This window comes from Vibrio sp. 10N.222.52.C12 (genome assembly GCF_041474215.1).
Classification (GTDB): domain Bacteria; phylum Pseudomonadota; class Gammaproteobacteria; order Enterobacterales; family Vibrionaceae; genus Vibrio; species Vibrio crassostreae_C.
Genome location: NZ_JBFRTR010000133.1, coordinates 1 through 15,292, shown reverse-complemented (window position 1 = coordinate 15,292; position 15,292 = coordinate 1). Strand labels below are relative to the sequence as shown.

Annotated in this window: 10 protein-coding genes; 5 read left to right on the top strand and 5 right to left on the bottom strand. The window is 44.6% G+C overall.

Going from position 1 to position 15,292, the window contains the following annotated elements; genetic code table 11:
- Positions 1-117: 117 nt before the first annotated feature.
- Entirely contained in the window at positions 118-597 is a 480-nt protein-coding gene (locus tag AB4623_RS21015) for a DUF1456 family protein (RefSeq protein WP_016783812.1), read from the bottom strand.
- A gap of 221 nt (positions 598-818) precedes the next feature.
- The gene (gene metG, locus AB4623_RS21010; RefSeq protein ID WP_017062160.1) at positions 819-2,879 is read right to left on the bottom strand and encodes a methionine--tRNA ligase; all 2,061 of its coding nucleotides are present in this window, start codon (positions 2,877-2,879) and stop codon (positions 819-821) included.
- Between the two features lie 157 nt (positions 2,880-3,036).
- Here metG and apbC point away from each other — a divergent pair, with 157 nt between their 5' ends.
- From apbC to AB4623_RS20995, 3 genes are all read left to right on the top strand, one after another.
- Positions 3,037-4,113, top strand: a complete 1,077-nt coding sequence (apbC, locus tag AB4623_RS21005; RefSeq protein ID WP_136978358.1) for an iron-sulfur cluster carrier protein ApbC — start codon at positions 3,037-3,039, stop codon at positions 4,111-4,113.
- Between the two features lie 257 nt (positions 4,114-4,370).
- Positions 4,371-5,012 carry a uridine kinase gene (gene udk, locus AB4623_RS21000; RefSeq protein WP_004734002.1) on the top strand — a complete coding sequence of 214 codons (642 nt, stop codon included), beginning with the start codon at positions 4,371-4,373 and terminating at the stop codon, positions 5,010-5,012.
- A 106-nt stretch (positions 5,013-5,118) separates the two neighbouring features.
- Positions 5,119-7,257: an AsmA family protein gene (locus tag AB4623_RS20995; protein WP_102427874.1), complete on the top strand. Its 2,139-nt coding sequence runs from the start codon at positions 5,119-5,121 to the stop codon at positions 7,255-7,257.
- A 223-nt stretch (positions 7,258-7,480) separates the two neighbouring features.
- Here the strand turns inward: AB4623_RS20995 and cobO are convergent, their stop codons facing one another.
- On the bottom strand, positions 7,481-8,086 hold the full coding sequence (gene cobO, locus AB4623_RS20990) for a cob(I)yrinic acid a,c-diamide adenosyltransferase (RefSeq protein ID WP_017062158.1): 606 nt from the start codon (positions 8,084-8,086) through the stop codon (positions 7,481-7,483).
- 84 nt (positions 8,087-8,170) lie between these two features.
- On the opposite strand from cobO, the gene AB4623_RS20985 reads away from it, so the two are divergent.
- Entirely contained in the window at positions 8,171-8,620 is a 450-nt protein-coding gene (locus AB4623_RS20985) for a low molecular weight protein-tyrosine-phosphatase (RefSeq protein WP_017067202.1), read from the top strand.
- 114 nt (positions 8,621-8,734) lie between these two features.
- Here AB4623_RS20985 and AB4623_RS20980 read toward each other — a convergent pair whose 3' ends face one another.
- Both AB4623_RS20980 and rne read right to left on the bottom strand, forming a co-directional pair.
- Entirely contained in the window at positions 8,735-10,282 is a 1,548-nt protein-coding gene (locus AB4623_RS20980; RefSeq protein ID WP_372147330.1) for a SulP family inorganic anion transporter, read from the bottom strand.
- Positions 10,283-10,540: 258 nt separating this feature from the next.
- Complete coding sequence (gene rne / locus AB4623_RS20975) at positions 10,541-13,708, bottom strand: ribonuclease E (protein ID WP_372116399.1); 3,168 nt, start codon at positions 13,706-13,708, stop codon at positions 10,541-10,543.
- A gap of 618 nt (positions 13,709-14,326) precedes the next feature.
- Between rne and rluC the strand changes: the two genes are divergently transcribed.
- Positions 14,327-15,271: a 23S rRNA pseudouridine(955/2504/2580) synthase RluC gene (gene rluC, locus AB4623_RS20970; protein WP_017054981.1), complete on the top strand. Its 945-nt coding sequence runs from the start codon at positions 14,327-14,329 to the stop codon at positions 15,269-15,271.
- Positions 15,272-15,292 lie beyond the last annotated feature (21 nt).

Genomic DNA, 15,292 nt, shown 5'->3' with positions numbered 1-15,292 from the left:
TCTCGCCGCTTTTTATTTATCTGTCGTTACTAGAAAATTATCAGAGGGTCAGTTACTTACCTATGACGAGTAATTTATCTATGTGTAGCAACTTAAAATTTATCTAGGAGTAGTAACTTAACCCGTAAACTCTTCTGAGTCTGGACGGTTGGTAAATTGCACACCGTTTAGAAAATCGCAAAGTAGTTGGTCTTCACACACTTTGTAGTTTTTGTTTTCTGGCTTGCGGAAGTAAGCGCCGATTTCGTACTTGCTCAAGCTAATGCCAACCACTTCTAGTACGTCCAAAACATCTTCTGCTTTCATGTTCAATGCGATACGAAGCTTCATGAAGATCATGTTGTTCGTCAGTGCAACTTCAGGTTTAGGTTGCTCGCCTTCTTTTTTGCCACGCTTAAGGTTGATGAAACCATTTAGGAATACCGCTAACTCTTTATCTTTCATCTTAGAGCATGACTTGTCGTTGTCATCTTTTAGCCAGTTAATCACTTGGTCATGAGCAACAGTCACATCAGCTTGTTCGATAGCTTTGATGATTTGTGCATTTTTAAGGTTTAGTGCGTGTTGAATACGACGCAAGATTTCGTTGTTAGTCACTGGGGATTCCTAAAAAGGGTTTTAGAGTAAAGAGGTGTTGGTTTAGCCTATTTTTGTCGACGAACCAATTTCTACTCTACATAGCATAGTTGACGGCGACTCTAACAGAGAACGCTAATTTTCGGTAGATATAAAAAATCCCCAATGCTGATTAACTCTTTCAAGTCAAAAATGCATTAGGGATTTAGTGATGGGTGCTTGTTATCTGACTGGAGTCAGAATTACATTACACGCATACCAGGTTGAGCACCTTCGTGTGGCTCAAGGATCCATAGGTCGCTGCCGCCAGGGCCCGCTGCTAGGATCATGCCTTCAGACATACCAAACTTCATCTTACGAGGTTTTAGGTTTGCTACCATTACAGTTAGCTTGCCTTCTAGCTCTTCAGGTTTGTATGCTGATTTGATACCAGAGAATACTTGGCGAGTCTCACCACCGATGTCTAGTTGGAACTTCAGTAGTTTGTTCGCTTTTGGTACTTCTTCACAAGAGATGATACGAGCGATACGCATGTCTACTGCTGCAAAGGCATCGAACTCAATCTCGTCTGCGATTGGCTCTTTGTCTAGCTCAGTTTGGCTTGCTTGCTCTTTTTCAGCTTCTGCTTTTTCTTTCGCTGCTGCTTCAGCGGCTGCATCTTCTTTAGAAGACTCAACCATTGCTTCCACTTTCTTAGGGTCAATGCGGTTGAATAGCGCTTTGAACTTAGTGATCTCGTGATCAGTTAGCGGAGTAGCAATCGCTTCCCACGTTAGCTCTTCGTTTAGGAAAGCTTCAGTGCGAGCTGCAAGCTCTGGCATCACTGGTTTCAGGTAAGCCATCAGTACGCGGAATAGGTTAATACCTACAGAAGAAACTTGTTGAAGCTCAGCTTCTTTGCCTTCTTCTTTTGCAAGAACCCAAGGTGCTTTTTCGTCGATGTACTGGTTAGCTTTATCCGCTAGTGCAGTGATTTCACGGATAGCACGGCTGAATTCACGAGTTTCGTATAGCTCACCGATACGCTCAGCAGCAGCAACGAATTCGTTGTATAGCTCAGGCTCTGCAAATTCAGCAGCTAGCTTGCCTTCAAAACGCTTAGTAATGAAGCCAGCGTTACGAGAAGCTAGGTTAACAATCTTGTTTACTACGTCAGCGTTTACACGTTGAGTGAAGTCTTCAAGGTTAAGATCTAAGTCATCGATGCGGCTGTTTAGTTTCGCAGCGTAGTAGTAACGTAGACACTCAGGGTCTAGGTGGTTTAGGTACGTGCTTGCTTTGATGAATGTGCCTTTCGACTTAGACATCTTCGCACCGTTCACTGTTACGTAGCCGTGTACGAATACGTTGTTTGGCTTACGGAAACCTGCGCCGTCTAGCATTGCTGGCCAGAATAGGCTGTGGAAGTAAACAATGTCTTTACCGATGAAGTGGTAAAGCTCAGTTGTGCTGTCTTTCTTCCAGTATTCATCGAAGTTTAGATCGTCACGTTTGTCACATAGGTTCTTGAAAGAAGCCATGTAGCCAACAGGTGCGTCTAGCCATACGTAGAAGAACTTGTCTTTTTCGCCTGGGATTTCAAAGCCGAAGTAAGGTGCATCACGTGAGATATCCCACTGTTGCAGACCAGACTCAAACCATTCCTGCATTTTGTTTGCAGTTTCATTCTGTAGAGAGCCAGAACGAGTCCACTCTTTAAGCATGCTTTCGAACTGAGGTAGGTCGAAGAAGAAGTGCTCAGAGTCTTTCATTACTGGAGTTGCGCCAGAAACCGCTGATTTAGGGTTAATTAGCTCAGTTGGGCTGTATGTCTCACCACAGTTATCACAGTTATCACCATACTGGTCTTCTGACTTACACTTAGGGCAAGTACCTTTTACGAAGCGGTCTGGTAGGAACATCTCTTTCTCAGGATCGAAAAGCTGAGAAATAGTGCGGCTAGAAATGAAGCCGTTCTTTTTAAGTTCTAAGTAGATGTGAGAAGCCAGTTCACGGTTCTCTTCGCTGTGTGTGCTGTGGTAGTTATCAAAGCTGATATCAAAGCCAGCGAAGTCTTTTTGGTGCTCTTCACTAACAGCAGCGATCATCTCTTCTGGCGTGATACCCATCTGTTGAGCTTTAAGCATAATTGGCGTGCCGTGAGCATCGTCAGCACAGATGAAGTTTACAGTGTTGCCACGTAGACGCTGGTATCGAACCCAGATATCAGCTTGGATATGCTCAAGCATATGGCCAAGGTGAATAGAGCCGTTAGCGTACGGAAGCGCACAAGTTACCAAAAGTTGTCTTGGATCAGTTGCCATACTTAATAATTCGCTTTTTTGATAGGTATAAATTTGAGAGGTAATACTACTTTATAACGTGTGATACGCCAAGGTATCAGACTAAGGATTCCCCTAGTTTTTTAGGGGTTCAGTCTTCATCTCGTGGGTGATAGCATAAATAAAAAAAGGAGTCCCAATGCGTAACTTTACTTCTAAGCAAGATTTCTGTTCATGGTTGAATGAGTTCGAGTCACCAATCCTCATCCCAGAGTGGGCGCTACACCAAAATATTGTATCGGTTGATCCGCGTGGATCATTTGTTATCACCTTACCTTTTGCCGCTAATCAGCTTGCGGTTGAATTGGAACAGTGGATTCACTCTCAGATTGAACAACAGCTTGTTAGCGCTTTTCAGTTTGAAGTGAAGGTGAAGCCGTCTGCGTTAGAAACCACGGTTGCGACACCATTGAAGGGGGTGAAGAACATCATCGCCGTGACATCTGCAAAGGGTGGGGTGGGTAAATCGACCACTTCAGTCAACCTTGCTTTGGCTTTATCTAAGTCTGGTTCAAAAGTGGGTTTGTTGGATGCGGATATCTATGGTCCTTCTGTACCTATGATGCTTGGCCAATTAGATGCGAAACCAGAAGTCCAGAATAACAAGTGGATGATGCCAATCGAAGCGCACGGTATTTTCACTCACTCTATCGGTTATCTTGTGTCGAAAGATGACGCTGCGATTTGGCGCGGTCCAATGGCGGCCAAGGCTTTAGGTCAGCTTGTTAACGAAACCGTATGGCCAGAGTTGGATTATCTAGTTATTGATATGCCACCGGGCACGGGCGATATTCAGCTGACGTTATCGCAACAGATCCCAGTGACCGGGGCTGTAGTGGTGACCACTCCTCAAGATTTGGCGCTAGCGGATGCACGTAAAGGCGTAGCGATGTTTGATAAGGTGAGTGTGCCAGTCGCAGGCTTAGTTGAAAACATGAGCTATCATATTTGTAGTCACTGTGGTGAGAAAGAGCATATCTTTGGTGTTGGTGGTGCCGAAGCTATGTCAGAAGAGTTTTACCTCGATATTTTGGCACAGATCCCTCTTCATATTGATGTGCGAGAAGATATCGATGCAGGTTGCCCGACGGTGATTCGTCGTCCAGATAGTGAACATACACGTCACTACTTAGAGCTTGCAGAGAATGTGGCTGCGAAGATGTTCTGGACCGGCAAGGCGAGACCAGAAGCGATTAACTTTTCTTTGGTTGAATAGCGAAAGATAATCAAAAAGTTGTGTTAATCATGTTGGATTAGATAAATAGCGGTTGGATTTAGGCTGATAGCCATTGGGGTTGTGCAAATAGTTGTAGGCAAGTTATTTGAAAGCAAACGATTGCATTCATTAAATGCATTGATATCATCAATTTGACTGCAATTAGCTAAAATGGCGACTAGAATCTATGTGCTTTAGCCCCTATAATCAGGCGGTTTATCTCTTCCCACCACCAAACCATATCGGGTGCAAAATTAATGTCTGATAATAATCAATGTGTCATCGTAGGTATCGCTGGCGCTTCAGCTTCAGGAAAAAGTCTGATTGCTAGTACAATTTATAATGAATTGCGCGAAAAAGTAGGCGACCATCAAATTGGTGTTATCACGGAAGATTGCTATTACAGCGACCAAAGCCACTTGAGTATGGAAGAGCGTGTTAAAACTAACTACGATCACCCAAATGCACTAGATCATGATCTTTTATGTGAACATCTACAGCAGCTAATGAGTGGCAACGCCGTAGAAGTTCCTGAATACAGCTACACAGAGCACACACGTACTTCTGAAACGACTACACTTACTCCAAAGAAAGTGATCATTTTAGAGGGTATTCTGCTTCTAACAGACCCGCGTCTTCGTAAACTAATGCACGCAAGTGTGTTTATGGATACACCATTAGACATCTGTCTATTACGCCGTGTTAAGCGTGATGTAGAAGAGCGTGGTCGTACAATGGACACTGTACTTAAGCAATACCAAGAAACAGTACGTCCAATGTTCATGCAGTTTATCGAGCCTTCAAAACAACATGCAGACATCATCGTTCCTCGTGGTGGTAAAAACCGTATTGCGATTGATGTGCTAAAAGCGCACATTGCGAAGTTGTTGAAGTCTTAATCGAATAAAATTTTGCCTAAGTGACTCACTTAGCTTTATTTTTTACCGAATCAGTGGCACTTTTATAGTGCCACTTTCTTTTGGAATCTAAGCAAGGAATATGCGGATGAAGAAACTACTCATTTTCATAGCTGTACCAGTGTTTGTTGTCGTTGCAGCAATTCTGGCACTAGTGCTGTTAGTGAATCCCAACCAATTTAAGCCATTAATTGTCGAACAAGCCCAAAAACACACAGGCCTAGAGCTAGTGATCGAGGGTGATATCAGCTGGCAATTCTTCCCATCCATTGGCTTTGAACTTGGTCAAACTGAATTACGCAACCCTGAAGGTTTTACGCAACCTAACCTATTTAAGGTTGATACCGTTGGCGTTGACGTTTCGGTTACTCCGCTATTTAGCAACCAACTAGAGATCGGCAACATTACTCTAGATGGTGCAGAATTCTATTTAGAAACGCTTAAAGATGGTCGCAAGAACATTGATGCACTAACGCAAGCGTCAGCGCCTCAAGAATCTGAGCCTGCAGCAGGCACAAGTTCTGAATCAGCGCCTGCCCCTCAAGAGCAAACTACCACAGACGCATCGGGTTGGACGATCAACCTTGCAGGCGTAACTGTATCAAACGCATTGTTTGAAATGGACGACAAGCAAGCGGGTTCATTCACTAAGCTATACGATGTGTCTTTGAATCTTTCTGAGTTTGCCGTTGATACATGGACAACCGCGACATTTGCGGCTTCTGGTGAGAACAATCAACAGAAGTTCTCTGCACAAGGCAGTGCAGAATTCAAATTAGCTGAAGGCTTTGCAAGTTACGCACTTCGTAATATCGACTTAAACGCTAAGTTCAATGATCCAGCGACGTCGATTGAGTCAGCAAAAATTGGCTTGAATACGTTTGAGTTCGATAAGGTAAACCAACTGACTTACGCTGTAATCGGTAATGCAGCTGGCCTTGACCTTGATCTTAAAGGTGGCGGTGAACTTACTGTTGATAGCGCGATTTCAAAAGTAACGCTGAACAAGTTAACGTTAGACTCAACATTCAAAGGCGACACGCTTCCTCAGTCTCCAATGAAAGTCGACATGCTGTCTGACTTAAGCTTCGATCTTAACAAGAGCCACCTGAGCTTTGTGTTAGAGAAGCTACAAGCTAACGCTATTGCATTAGACGGTAAAGCAGACGTAATCCTATCTGAAATACCAAAGGTTCGTTTCTCTCTTCATAGCCCGAATATTGATTTAGATGAATTCTTAGGCTTAGGCAATACAACAGAAACAGCGAGCACAGCGCCTTCTGGTTCTGCTGGTGGTTCAACGTCAAGTTCTGGTAGTTCAGATCCAGCTAAAGAAGTGGAACCTGATCTGTCGGCTCTGAAAACGTTAGACGTGAAAGGTGACATCACGATTGATAAGTTCAAGGCGAACAACGCGAAGATGCAGAATGTTAAAACCGCATTTTCGGTTAACCGTGGTATCGCAGAGCTAACCTCATTCACCTCGAATCTTTACCAAGGTTCTATTTCTGCTACTGCAAAGTTAGACGCTCGTAAAACACCAGCGACTTACACGGCTAAGAAGAAAATCAAAGGCGTGAAAGTACAACCGTTACTGGTTGATGTTGCAGATAACGATATGCTGGAAGGTACCGGTAATATTGATGTCAACGTGAAAGGTAAGAGTCTAACTCCGACGGGTATCAAGAAAAACCTAGTCGGTACTATCGCGATTAACTTTGAAGATGGTGCAGTTAACGGCATCAACGTAGCTCAACTGATTCGAGAAAACTACGCTAAGATCAAGGGCGAGAAAGTTGAAAGCACAAATGAAGCTCAAAAAACGGACTTCAGTGCAATGAAAGCGACGCTGAAAGTGGATAAAGGTTGGGTTTCAACTAACGACTTATCAGCACAGTCGCCACTGTTACGTGTGACAGGTCAAGGTAAAGCAAACTTCATCAATGAAACGGTCGACTTCCTTGTGCGTACATCAATTGTGGGTTCACTTGAAGGTCAGGGCGGTAAGAGCATCGACGACCTGAAAGATGTGACTATCCCAATTAAGGTAACAGGTCAGTGGGCAGCCCCGAAATTTGCACTTGTTTTTGATGATGTATTGAAACAGAAAGCACAGAAAGAAATTGATCGTGGTTTAGAAAAGTTAGACGAAAAGTACGGTGACAAGATCAAAGATGAGAAAACAAGAGACGCAGTAAACGGTCTACTAAAAGGTTTGTTTAACTAGTCTTCATCTCATTTAAAAATGAACAAAGCGCCACTCCTGTTGTAGGAATGGCGCTTTTTATTTTTGGCTCGATAATACTCAAGAGAGATTCCCTATGACACTCGTCCCTCGCTCTAGGGAATGACGATAGGCCGTCGTCCTTTGTTCAAGAGCGTAACGGCCTAGTGGTCGTCATCCTCGAGAGGGAAGAATGACCGAGTCGGGGATCTCTGGTTGAAGGTGATTACCAGTCAACGCCTTGTAGCGCTTTAACACCAGATTCAAAAGCGTGTTTCACATTGCGAACTTCAGATACTGTATCTGCTATCTCAGTAAGAGTACGGTGCGCGCCACGACCTGTAATGATGACAGACTGCATCTTCGGGCGGTTATTCAACGCCTCAACCACTTCATCGAGTTCGATGTAACCGTAGCTAACCATGTAAGTCAGTTCATCAAACAGAATCACATCGATCGACTCATCAGCCAGCATGCGTTGGCACTCTTTCCATACACGCTGCGCAGCTTCAATATCTTGCGCTTTGTTCTGAGTTTCCCAAGTAAAGCCTGTGCCCATGACTTGGAACTCGACATCAAGCTTTTGCAGAACGTTTTTTTCGCCGTTATCCCAGGTACCTTTAACAAACTGAGCAACGGCGCATTTCTTACCATGACCAACTGCACGTGTAATCGTACCAAAACCGGATGTTGATTTACCTTTACCGTTCCCCGTGATGACCAGCAATAGGCCTTTTACTTCTTGTGCTGCAGCGACACGTGCATCGACTTGTTCTTTTACTTTCTGTTGTCTTGCTTTGTGGCGTTGTTCTTTGTTGTCTTCAGTCGACATAACAAATCCTTTTAAGTTGTGATTGCGTCTATCATAGCCTAACTTAACGATAGCAAAAACCATCGGAAGAACAGGTGATTAGGGATGAAAAAGATACTCGTAGTTTGTATGGGGAATATTTGCCGCTCGCCAACAGGTGAAGCGGTGCTAAGGAAGAAAGCGCAACAGCTGGATATTGATGTTGTGGTCGACTCTGCGGGGACGATTGGTTTTCATCAAGGCAACCCGCCAGACTCGCGATCCAAATCTGCAGGAGAGAAGCGAGGCTACAGCTTTAAGGGGATTACTTCTCGTAAAGTGGTAGATAATGACTTCGAAGAATTTGACCTGATACTCGCGGCCGATAGGGCGAATTTAGACGACTTAATGAGCCAATGCCCAGTTCACCTCCAATACAAGCTCGCATTATTTTTGAGCTTTGGAGAGTCACAATATCAAGAGATCCCCGATCCGTATTATGGTGAGGGAAATGGTTTTGAATTGGTGTTGGATTTAATCGAAGAGTCTAGCGAAGCGATACTGCGTTCGATGTAGTGTAGGAACAATGTACGTCGTTTTGTTATCAGCGTAAGGGCTGACCGATAGGTATAAAAAAGGCCGACATTGAATGTCGGCCTCTCTAAATCTAACTTAAAGCTACAGCTAAGATTACTTAGACATTACTTTGTAGATTGGGTCTTCTGCAACGTTCGCTTCAACTAAGCTACCTGCTTTGTGCAGCATAGCAACACAGTCTTGGCTTAGGTGGCGAAGGTGAAGTGTTTTACCTAGCGCCGCGTAACGGTCAGCAATCGTGTCGATCGCTTCAATTGCAGAGTGGTCAGTCACGCGTGAGTTTGCGAAATCAACGATTACATCTTGTGGATCGTTGTATGCGTCAAACAACTCTAGGAAGTTAGCCGTTGAACCAAAGAAGATTGGGCCGTTAACTTTGTACTCTTTTGAGCCTTCAGCGTTTACTGATGTATCTGCGTAGATGTGTTTAGCATGTTGCCAAGCAAACATTAGCGCAGAAGCGACAACACCAACACCTACTGCCACAGCAAGATCAGTCAGTACTGTTACTACGGTAACAAGAACGATAACGAAGAAGTCTTGTTTAGGAACGCGACGCGCAAGCTTGAAGGTTGCCCATTCAAATGTGCCGATAACAACCATGAACATTACGCCCACAAGTGCTGCTAGAGGAATCATTTCAATCAGTGCAGAACCGAACAGGATGAACATCAGTAGTGCAACTGCGGCGACGATACCTGAAAGACGACCACGACCACCTGAGTTTACGTTGATCATCGATTGACCGATCATCGCACAACCACCCATCGCACCGAATACAGAACACGTTACGTTAGCCATACCTTGACCAACACATTCACGGTTAGATTGACCACGAGTGTTTGTCATTTCGTCTAGTACTGTCAGTGTCAGCAGAGATTCAATCAGGCCGATAGCCGCAAGGATAATTGCGTAAGGCAGGATGATCTGTAGTGTATCTACAGAAAACGGAACAGCAGGAATTGAGAATGTTGGAAGAGAGCCCGCTAGCGTAGCAGCTTCGTCACCAGACATTGTACGTAGGAAGTCGACAACAGTGCGAGTTTCAAGGTCAAGACCCACAACCAAAGCCGTTACTGTAACAATAGCAACTAATGAAGATGGTACTGCTGTTGTTAGCTTAGGTAGGAAGTGGATGATAGCCATTGTAAGGGCTACTAGACCTAGCATTAGTGTCATTTGACCGCTTGGTAACCAAGTCAACGCACCTGTTACGTCTGGCGCTTTAAATTGACCAAGTTGAGCTAGGAAGATAACAATGGCCAAACCGTTCACGAAACCAATCATTACTGGGTGTGGAACGATACGGATAAATTTACCTAGTTTAAATACACCTGCTGCAATTTGCAGAAGGCCAGCCAGCATAACGGCTGCGAATAGGTATTGAACACCATGGGTTGCCACTAGGCTCACCATTACAACGGCCATTGCGCCGGTTGCGCCAGAAATCATACCTGGACGGCCGCCAAAGACAGAAGTGATTAAACCTACGATGAATGCTGCATAAAGACCAACCATTGGGTCAACGCCAGCAACAAAGGCGAATGCTACAGCTTCAGGTACCAGAGCCAGGGCTACTGTAAGACCTGAAAGCACGTCATTCTTTACAGAGTGCTTTGAAAATTGTGGGAATTCGAACATGTTTGCTCAGCTATGCTTAAGATGGATTTACCGACACGGGTGTATTGCGTAGCCAAACAGTGATGGAAAAGAGCGGCAATAGCGAAGTGTCGAAAAGATAAGTGCGCGAATGCTACCCAAAAATGTGATTAAGTTCAAGGTTGAACCTAACTTTGAGTAATATATCTGTTAATTTTTATTCGATTAGTAGATATGAAAAAGGCTGCTTTAATAAGCAGCCTTTGATTCTATTTACTCGCGATTACCTATCAGTAATCACTAGTAGTTTGGCTTAGTCATCGCCGCGCCAGCTTTGTTCGACGCTGCCTGACTGCCTGCACCTTTCGATACAAAACGTTCAGTGCGGAACGGAGCTGCAATCACTTCAATCTCTTTGATCTCTTGAGGACCAGGAGCTTTAGTCATTGGTGAACCGGCTTGCTTCTTAGCAACAGCTGCCTTTGGTGCCGCTTTAGGAGCTTCTGCTTTAACAACAGGTGCTTCTTCAACTTTTGCACTTTCAGCTTTAGGCGCTTCAGCTTCAACAACTGGTGTTGCTTCTGCTTGCACAGCTTCTGCTACAACAGGCGCTTCAACTTTCGTCGCTTCTGCAATCACTGGAGCTTCAACTTTCGCGGTTTCAACAACCACTGGTGCTTCTTCAACGACTGCAGGAGCTTCAACTACAGCAGGAGTCTCAGCTACTTGAGCTTCAACAGCAGCATCTTCACGACGGATGATAACTTTACCCATTGCAAGCTCTGGACATGCGAAGCCGCCAGTCATTGATACGTTGCTTTGTGGTGCCGTCTCTAGAGCAACATTCTGCTCTTGAACAGATGTTTGAGCTTCAGCTGCTACTTGAACTTCAGCCACTTCAGGCTTTGCCTGCTTGTGGTGAGGTTTTGGAATGAAGCGAGGCATCACTTTACCCATAGCCATCTCTGGAGAAGCTACACCACCTTTACGTAGGCGGAATGGGTTAGGGCGACGATCACGACCGCGACGACGACGTTGACCACTTGCACGTAGGTGACGTGGAGAACGACGGTTACGACGTTGTTTCGGCTCTTCCTGTTCAGTTTGCTCTGCATTCGCTTGAGTTGCTTCTACTTGTTCCGCAACTTTTTGCTCTTGAGCTACTGACTGTTCTTTTGAAACAGATAGTTCTTTAGCAGCAACCTGCTCTTTTGAAGCGTTATCTTCAGCTTGAGCTTGTTGGTCTTTAACACGAACTTGCTTGTTCAGTTTACGACGCTGACGACGCTCTTTAATCTTAGCTGCTTTCGCTTCAGGTTTAGCCTTAGGCGCTTCCGGTTTACCAGCTTGTGCTTCTGCTGCTAGCTGTAGACCTTCTTCTGCTAATTTAGATGGTGCTTGCTCTTCGCGTTGCTTCTGCTCATCACGTGGCTTGTTGCGACGGTCTTGCTTAGGCTTGCGAGGCTGACGAGTTTGCTGTGGAGCTGCTTCTTTTTGCTCTTCAGGCTTCTCATCACGAGCTGGCTTACGGCGGCGTTTGTTGTCACGGTTTTCGTTACGATTGTCACCACGTTCACCACGGTCGTTACGCTGTTCGCCACGCTCACCACGTTGGTTACGACGACGGTTATCGTTACGATCACGGCGTTGACGGTTGCCGTTGTTACGATTGTTTTTAGGTTTTTCTTCTTCTTTCTTCTCTTCTTCTTTTTTCTCTTCTTGAGTTGAAGAGCCAAATAAGAAGCTACCGATAGCTTTGAAGAAACGACCAATTAGGCCTGGTTCTTGAGTCGCTGCTGGTTCAGCTTTCTTCTCTTCTACAGCTTTAGGTGCTGGAGCAGGAGTTGGTGCTGATTGAGCAGGAGCTGCGAAGCCTTTCAGAGCAGGTTCTTCGATCTTCTTAGGACGAATAGTCTGTTCAGCAGGCTCTTTGCTTTCCGCTTCTTTTAGAGCTTCTAGCTTGTTAGGCAGCAAGTAAGATAGTAGATCGAACTCTTCACCTTCACGAACACGGATAACCTCAAAATGCGGCGTTTCCATGTCTGAGTTAGGAACAACAGTGATCTTAACTTCTTGGTTCTTCTCGATGTGGTTTACTGAGCGACGTTTTTCGTTCAGAAGGTAAGAAGCGATTGGAACAGGCACAACAGCAAGTACTTGTGCTGTGTTGTCTTTTAGAGCTTCTTCTTCAATCAAACGTAGAACAGAAAGTGCTAGAGATTCGTTATCACGAACAACACCAGTACCTGTACAACGAGGACAAATGTGGTGGCTTGCTTCTGCTAGTGATGGGCTCAAACGTTGACGAGACATCTCTAGAAGACCAAAGCGAGAAATACGACCAATCTGAACACGTGCGCGATCTAAACGAACGGCATCACGTAGACGGCTTTCTACTTCGCGTTGGTGGCGAACCGGGGTCATATCGATAAAGTCGATTACAACAAGACCACCTAGGTCACGTAGACGTAATTGACGTGCAATTTCATCGGCAGCTTCTAGGTTAGTGTTAAGTGCTGTTTCTTCAATATCGCCGCCCTTTGTTGCACGAGCAGAGTTGATATCGATAGAAGTCAGTGCTTCTGTTGGGTCGATTACGATAGAACCACCAGATGGAAGACGAACTTCACGTTGGAAAGCAGATTCGATCTGGCTTTCAATCTGGTAATGGCTGAATAGTGGCACTTCACCATCGTATTTCTTAACGCGATTCATGAAATCTGGGCGTATTAATTGAATGTGCGCTTGAGCACGTTCAAAAATAGTATTGCTGTCGATTAGAATCTCGCCAATATCACGACGTAGGTAGTCACGAATTGCGCGAACAATAACGTTACTCTCTTGGTGAATTAGGAAAGGAGCTGCATTTGAATCAGAAGCTTGCTTGATAGCGCCCCAATGGTTCAATAGAACATTCAGGTCCCACTCTAGCTCTTCTGCGCTTTTGCCAACACCCGCTGTACGCACGATTAAGCCCATACCTTGAGGAAGCTCAAGAGTGCTTAATGCTGCTTTCAGTTGAGTGCGTTCATCACCTTCGATACGACGAGAAATACCGCCAGCACGAGGGTTATTAGGCATAAGAACTAAGTAACTACCAGCCAAAGAGATGAAAGTTGTCAGTGCAGCACCTTTGCTACCACGTTCTTCTTTCTCTACTTGTACGATTACTTCTTGGCCTTCTTTTAGCACTTCTTTAATGCTAGGACGGCCTTGGTATGTATAACCTTCAGGGAAGTATTCGCGGGCAATTTCTTTAAGAGGGAGGAAACCGTGACGTTCTGCGCCGTAATCAACGAATGCCGCTTCTAGGCTTGGTTCAATACGGGTAATACGTCCTTTGTAGATATTCGCTTTCTTTGACTCGTGACCTGGACTTTCGATATCTAGATCGAACAGTCGTTGGCCATCAACCAAAGCGACACGCAACTCTTCTTTTTGAGTTGCGTTAATTAACATTCTTTTCATTTAGAAGTTCTCATTGTCTTTTCTTATTTTCATCATTGTTCTTATCGCTTTATTTCGTTTCTCATGGTGCCAGATCCCATGGCTTTATCGGTGCAGCCTCCCGGCTGGAGAGGGATGCTCTGGGGCACGTCAGTCATCATAGGGAGTTAGCCTATGATCCGCGATGTGGCGGTGAATACTCAACATGAGTGTACGTGAGTAGAGCGATAAGGAACTCAGTTGACCGTGTCTTACGCCGATTGCAGCACTGTCTAATCTGAGTTATCTACTCATTTACTTGCTTATGAATGGTTAGCTGTTTAAATAACAGTCAAACCACTGATAGCAGCTGTGAACTATAGCAGCGGTCGGTAAACACAGCAATCTGCTTTGTCGGAATGCTGTAAAAAAAACAGTTTTTGTTTGGGTTTTGATAGCTCTAACTCACTGTCTATAAATAATTTATCAATTGATATTTTAATTTGCAGGAATCTTGGTGCTTTTTTGTTCGAAGAATCAAAGAAATATAGAACTTCGGCGACCATTTTGGGATAGATCGGTAAGGATTAGGGATAAATAAGTTCGGAATAGGGCTAAGAAAATCTCAATTATCAAAAGTGACAGTGATACAATAGCGCAATGAGCGAAATTAGAACCCAAGTCCAATTCGTCGACATTGACGAAGATATGGCTGGTCAGCGTATTGATAACTTCTTACGCAACCAATTAAAAAACATCCCGAAAAGCATGATTTACCGAATCGTGCGTAAAGGCGAAGTCCGCGTAAATAAAAAACGCATTAAGGCTGAGTACAAACTAAAAGCTGGCGATTTAGTTCGTATCCCTCCGGTTACTATTGAAGAGAAAACAGAAGAGAACGTGCCGAGCACGAAACTCAACAAGGTTTCAGAATTAGAACAGTGCATCATTTATGAAGATGATCACATGCTAATTCTTAACAAACCGTCTGGCACTGCTGTTCATGGTGGTAGCGGATTAAAATTTGGCGCGATTGAAGCATTACGTGCTCTTCGCCCTGATGCTCGTTTTCTTGAATTAGTGCACCGTATCGATAGAGATACGTCTGGCATTTTGCTTGTTGCTAAGAAGCGCTCGGCGCTAAGACACCTTCAAGCACAGTTCCGTGAAAAAACGGTTCAAAAATACTACTTCGCTTTAGTTATGGGCGAATGGAAGAACAGCTGCAAAGTCGTCAACGCACCTTTGTTGAAAAATGAAGTGAACAGCATTGTTCGAGTTAACCCGAATGGTAAAGCTTCTGAAACCCGTTTTAAGGTTTTAGAAAAATTCCAAGAGGCGACGTTGATTCAAGCAAGCCCAATTACAGGCCGAACACACCAAATTCGTGTGCACGCTCAGTATACTGGTCACCCAATTGCTTGGGATGATCGCTACGGTGATCGTCGTTTTGACGCTTACACGGGTAAGGTTGGTCTTGATCGTCTGTTCCTACATGCAGCAAACATCAAGTTCACACACCCGGGTAGTGAAGAGAAGATGGATATCTCGGCGCCAATGGAAAGAAGGCTAGAGAAAGCCCTAACTGGTTTACGTAAGCTTTAAGAAGATACGAGATACGAGATA

What these genes read in the sequence shown, in the direction of transcription:
- AB4623_RS20995 (WP_102427874.1), top strand. Translation starts at nt 5,119, where the DNA reads ATGAAGAAACTACTCATTTTCATAGCTGTACCAGTGTTTGTTGTCGTT.
- rne (WP_372116399.1), bottom strand. Translation starts at nt 13,708, where the DNA reads ATGAAAAGAATGTTAATTAACGCAACTCAAAAAGAAGAGTTGCGTGTC.
- udk (WP_004734002.1), top strand. Translation starts at nt 4,371, where the DNA reads ATGTCTGATAATAATCAATGTGTCATCGTAGGTATCGCTGGCGCTTCA.
- metG (WP_017062160.1), bottom strand. Translation starts at nt 2,879, where the DNA reads ATGGCAACTGATCCAAGACAACTTTTGGTAACTTGTGCGCTTCCGTAC.
- cobO (WP_017062158.1), bottom strand. Translation starts at nt 8,086, where the DNA reads ATGTCGACTGAAGACAACAAAGAACAACGCCACAAAGCAAGACAACAG.
- rluC (WP_017054981.1), top strand. Translation starts at nt 14,327, where the DNA reads ATGAGCGAAATTAGAACCCAAGTCCAATTCGTCGACATTGACGAAGAT.
- AB4623_RS20985 (WP_017067202.1), top strand. Translation starts at nt 8,171, where the DNA reads ATGAAAAAGATACTCGTAGTTTGTATGGGGAATATTTGCCGCTCGCCA.
- apbC (WP_136978358.1), top strand. Translation starts at nt 3,037, where the DNA reads ATGCGTAACTTTACTTCTAAGCAAGATTTCTGTTCATGGTTGAATGAG.
- AB4623_RS20980 (WP_372147330.1), bottom strand. Translation starts at nt 10,282, where the DNA reads ATGTTCGAATTCCCACAATTTTCAAAGCACTCTGTAAAGAATGACGTG.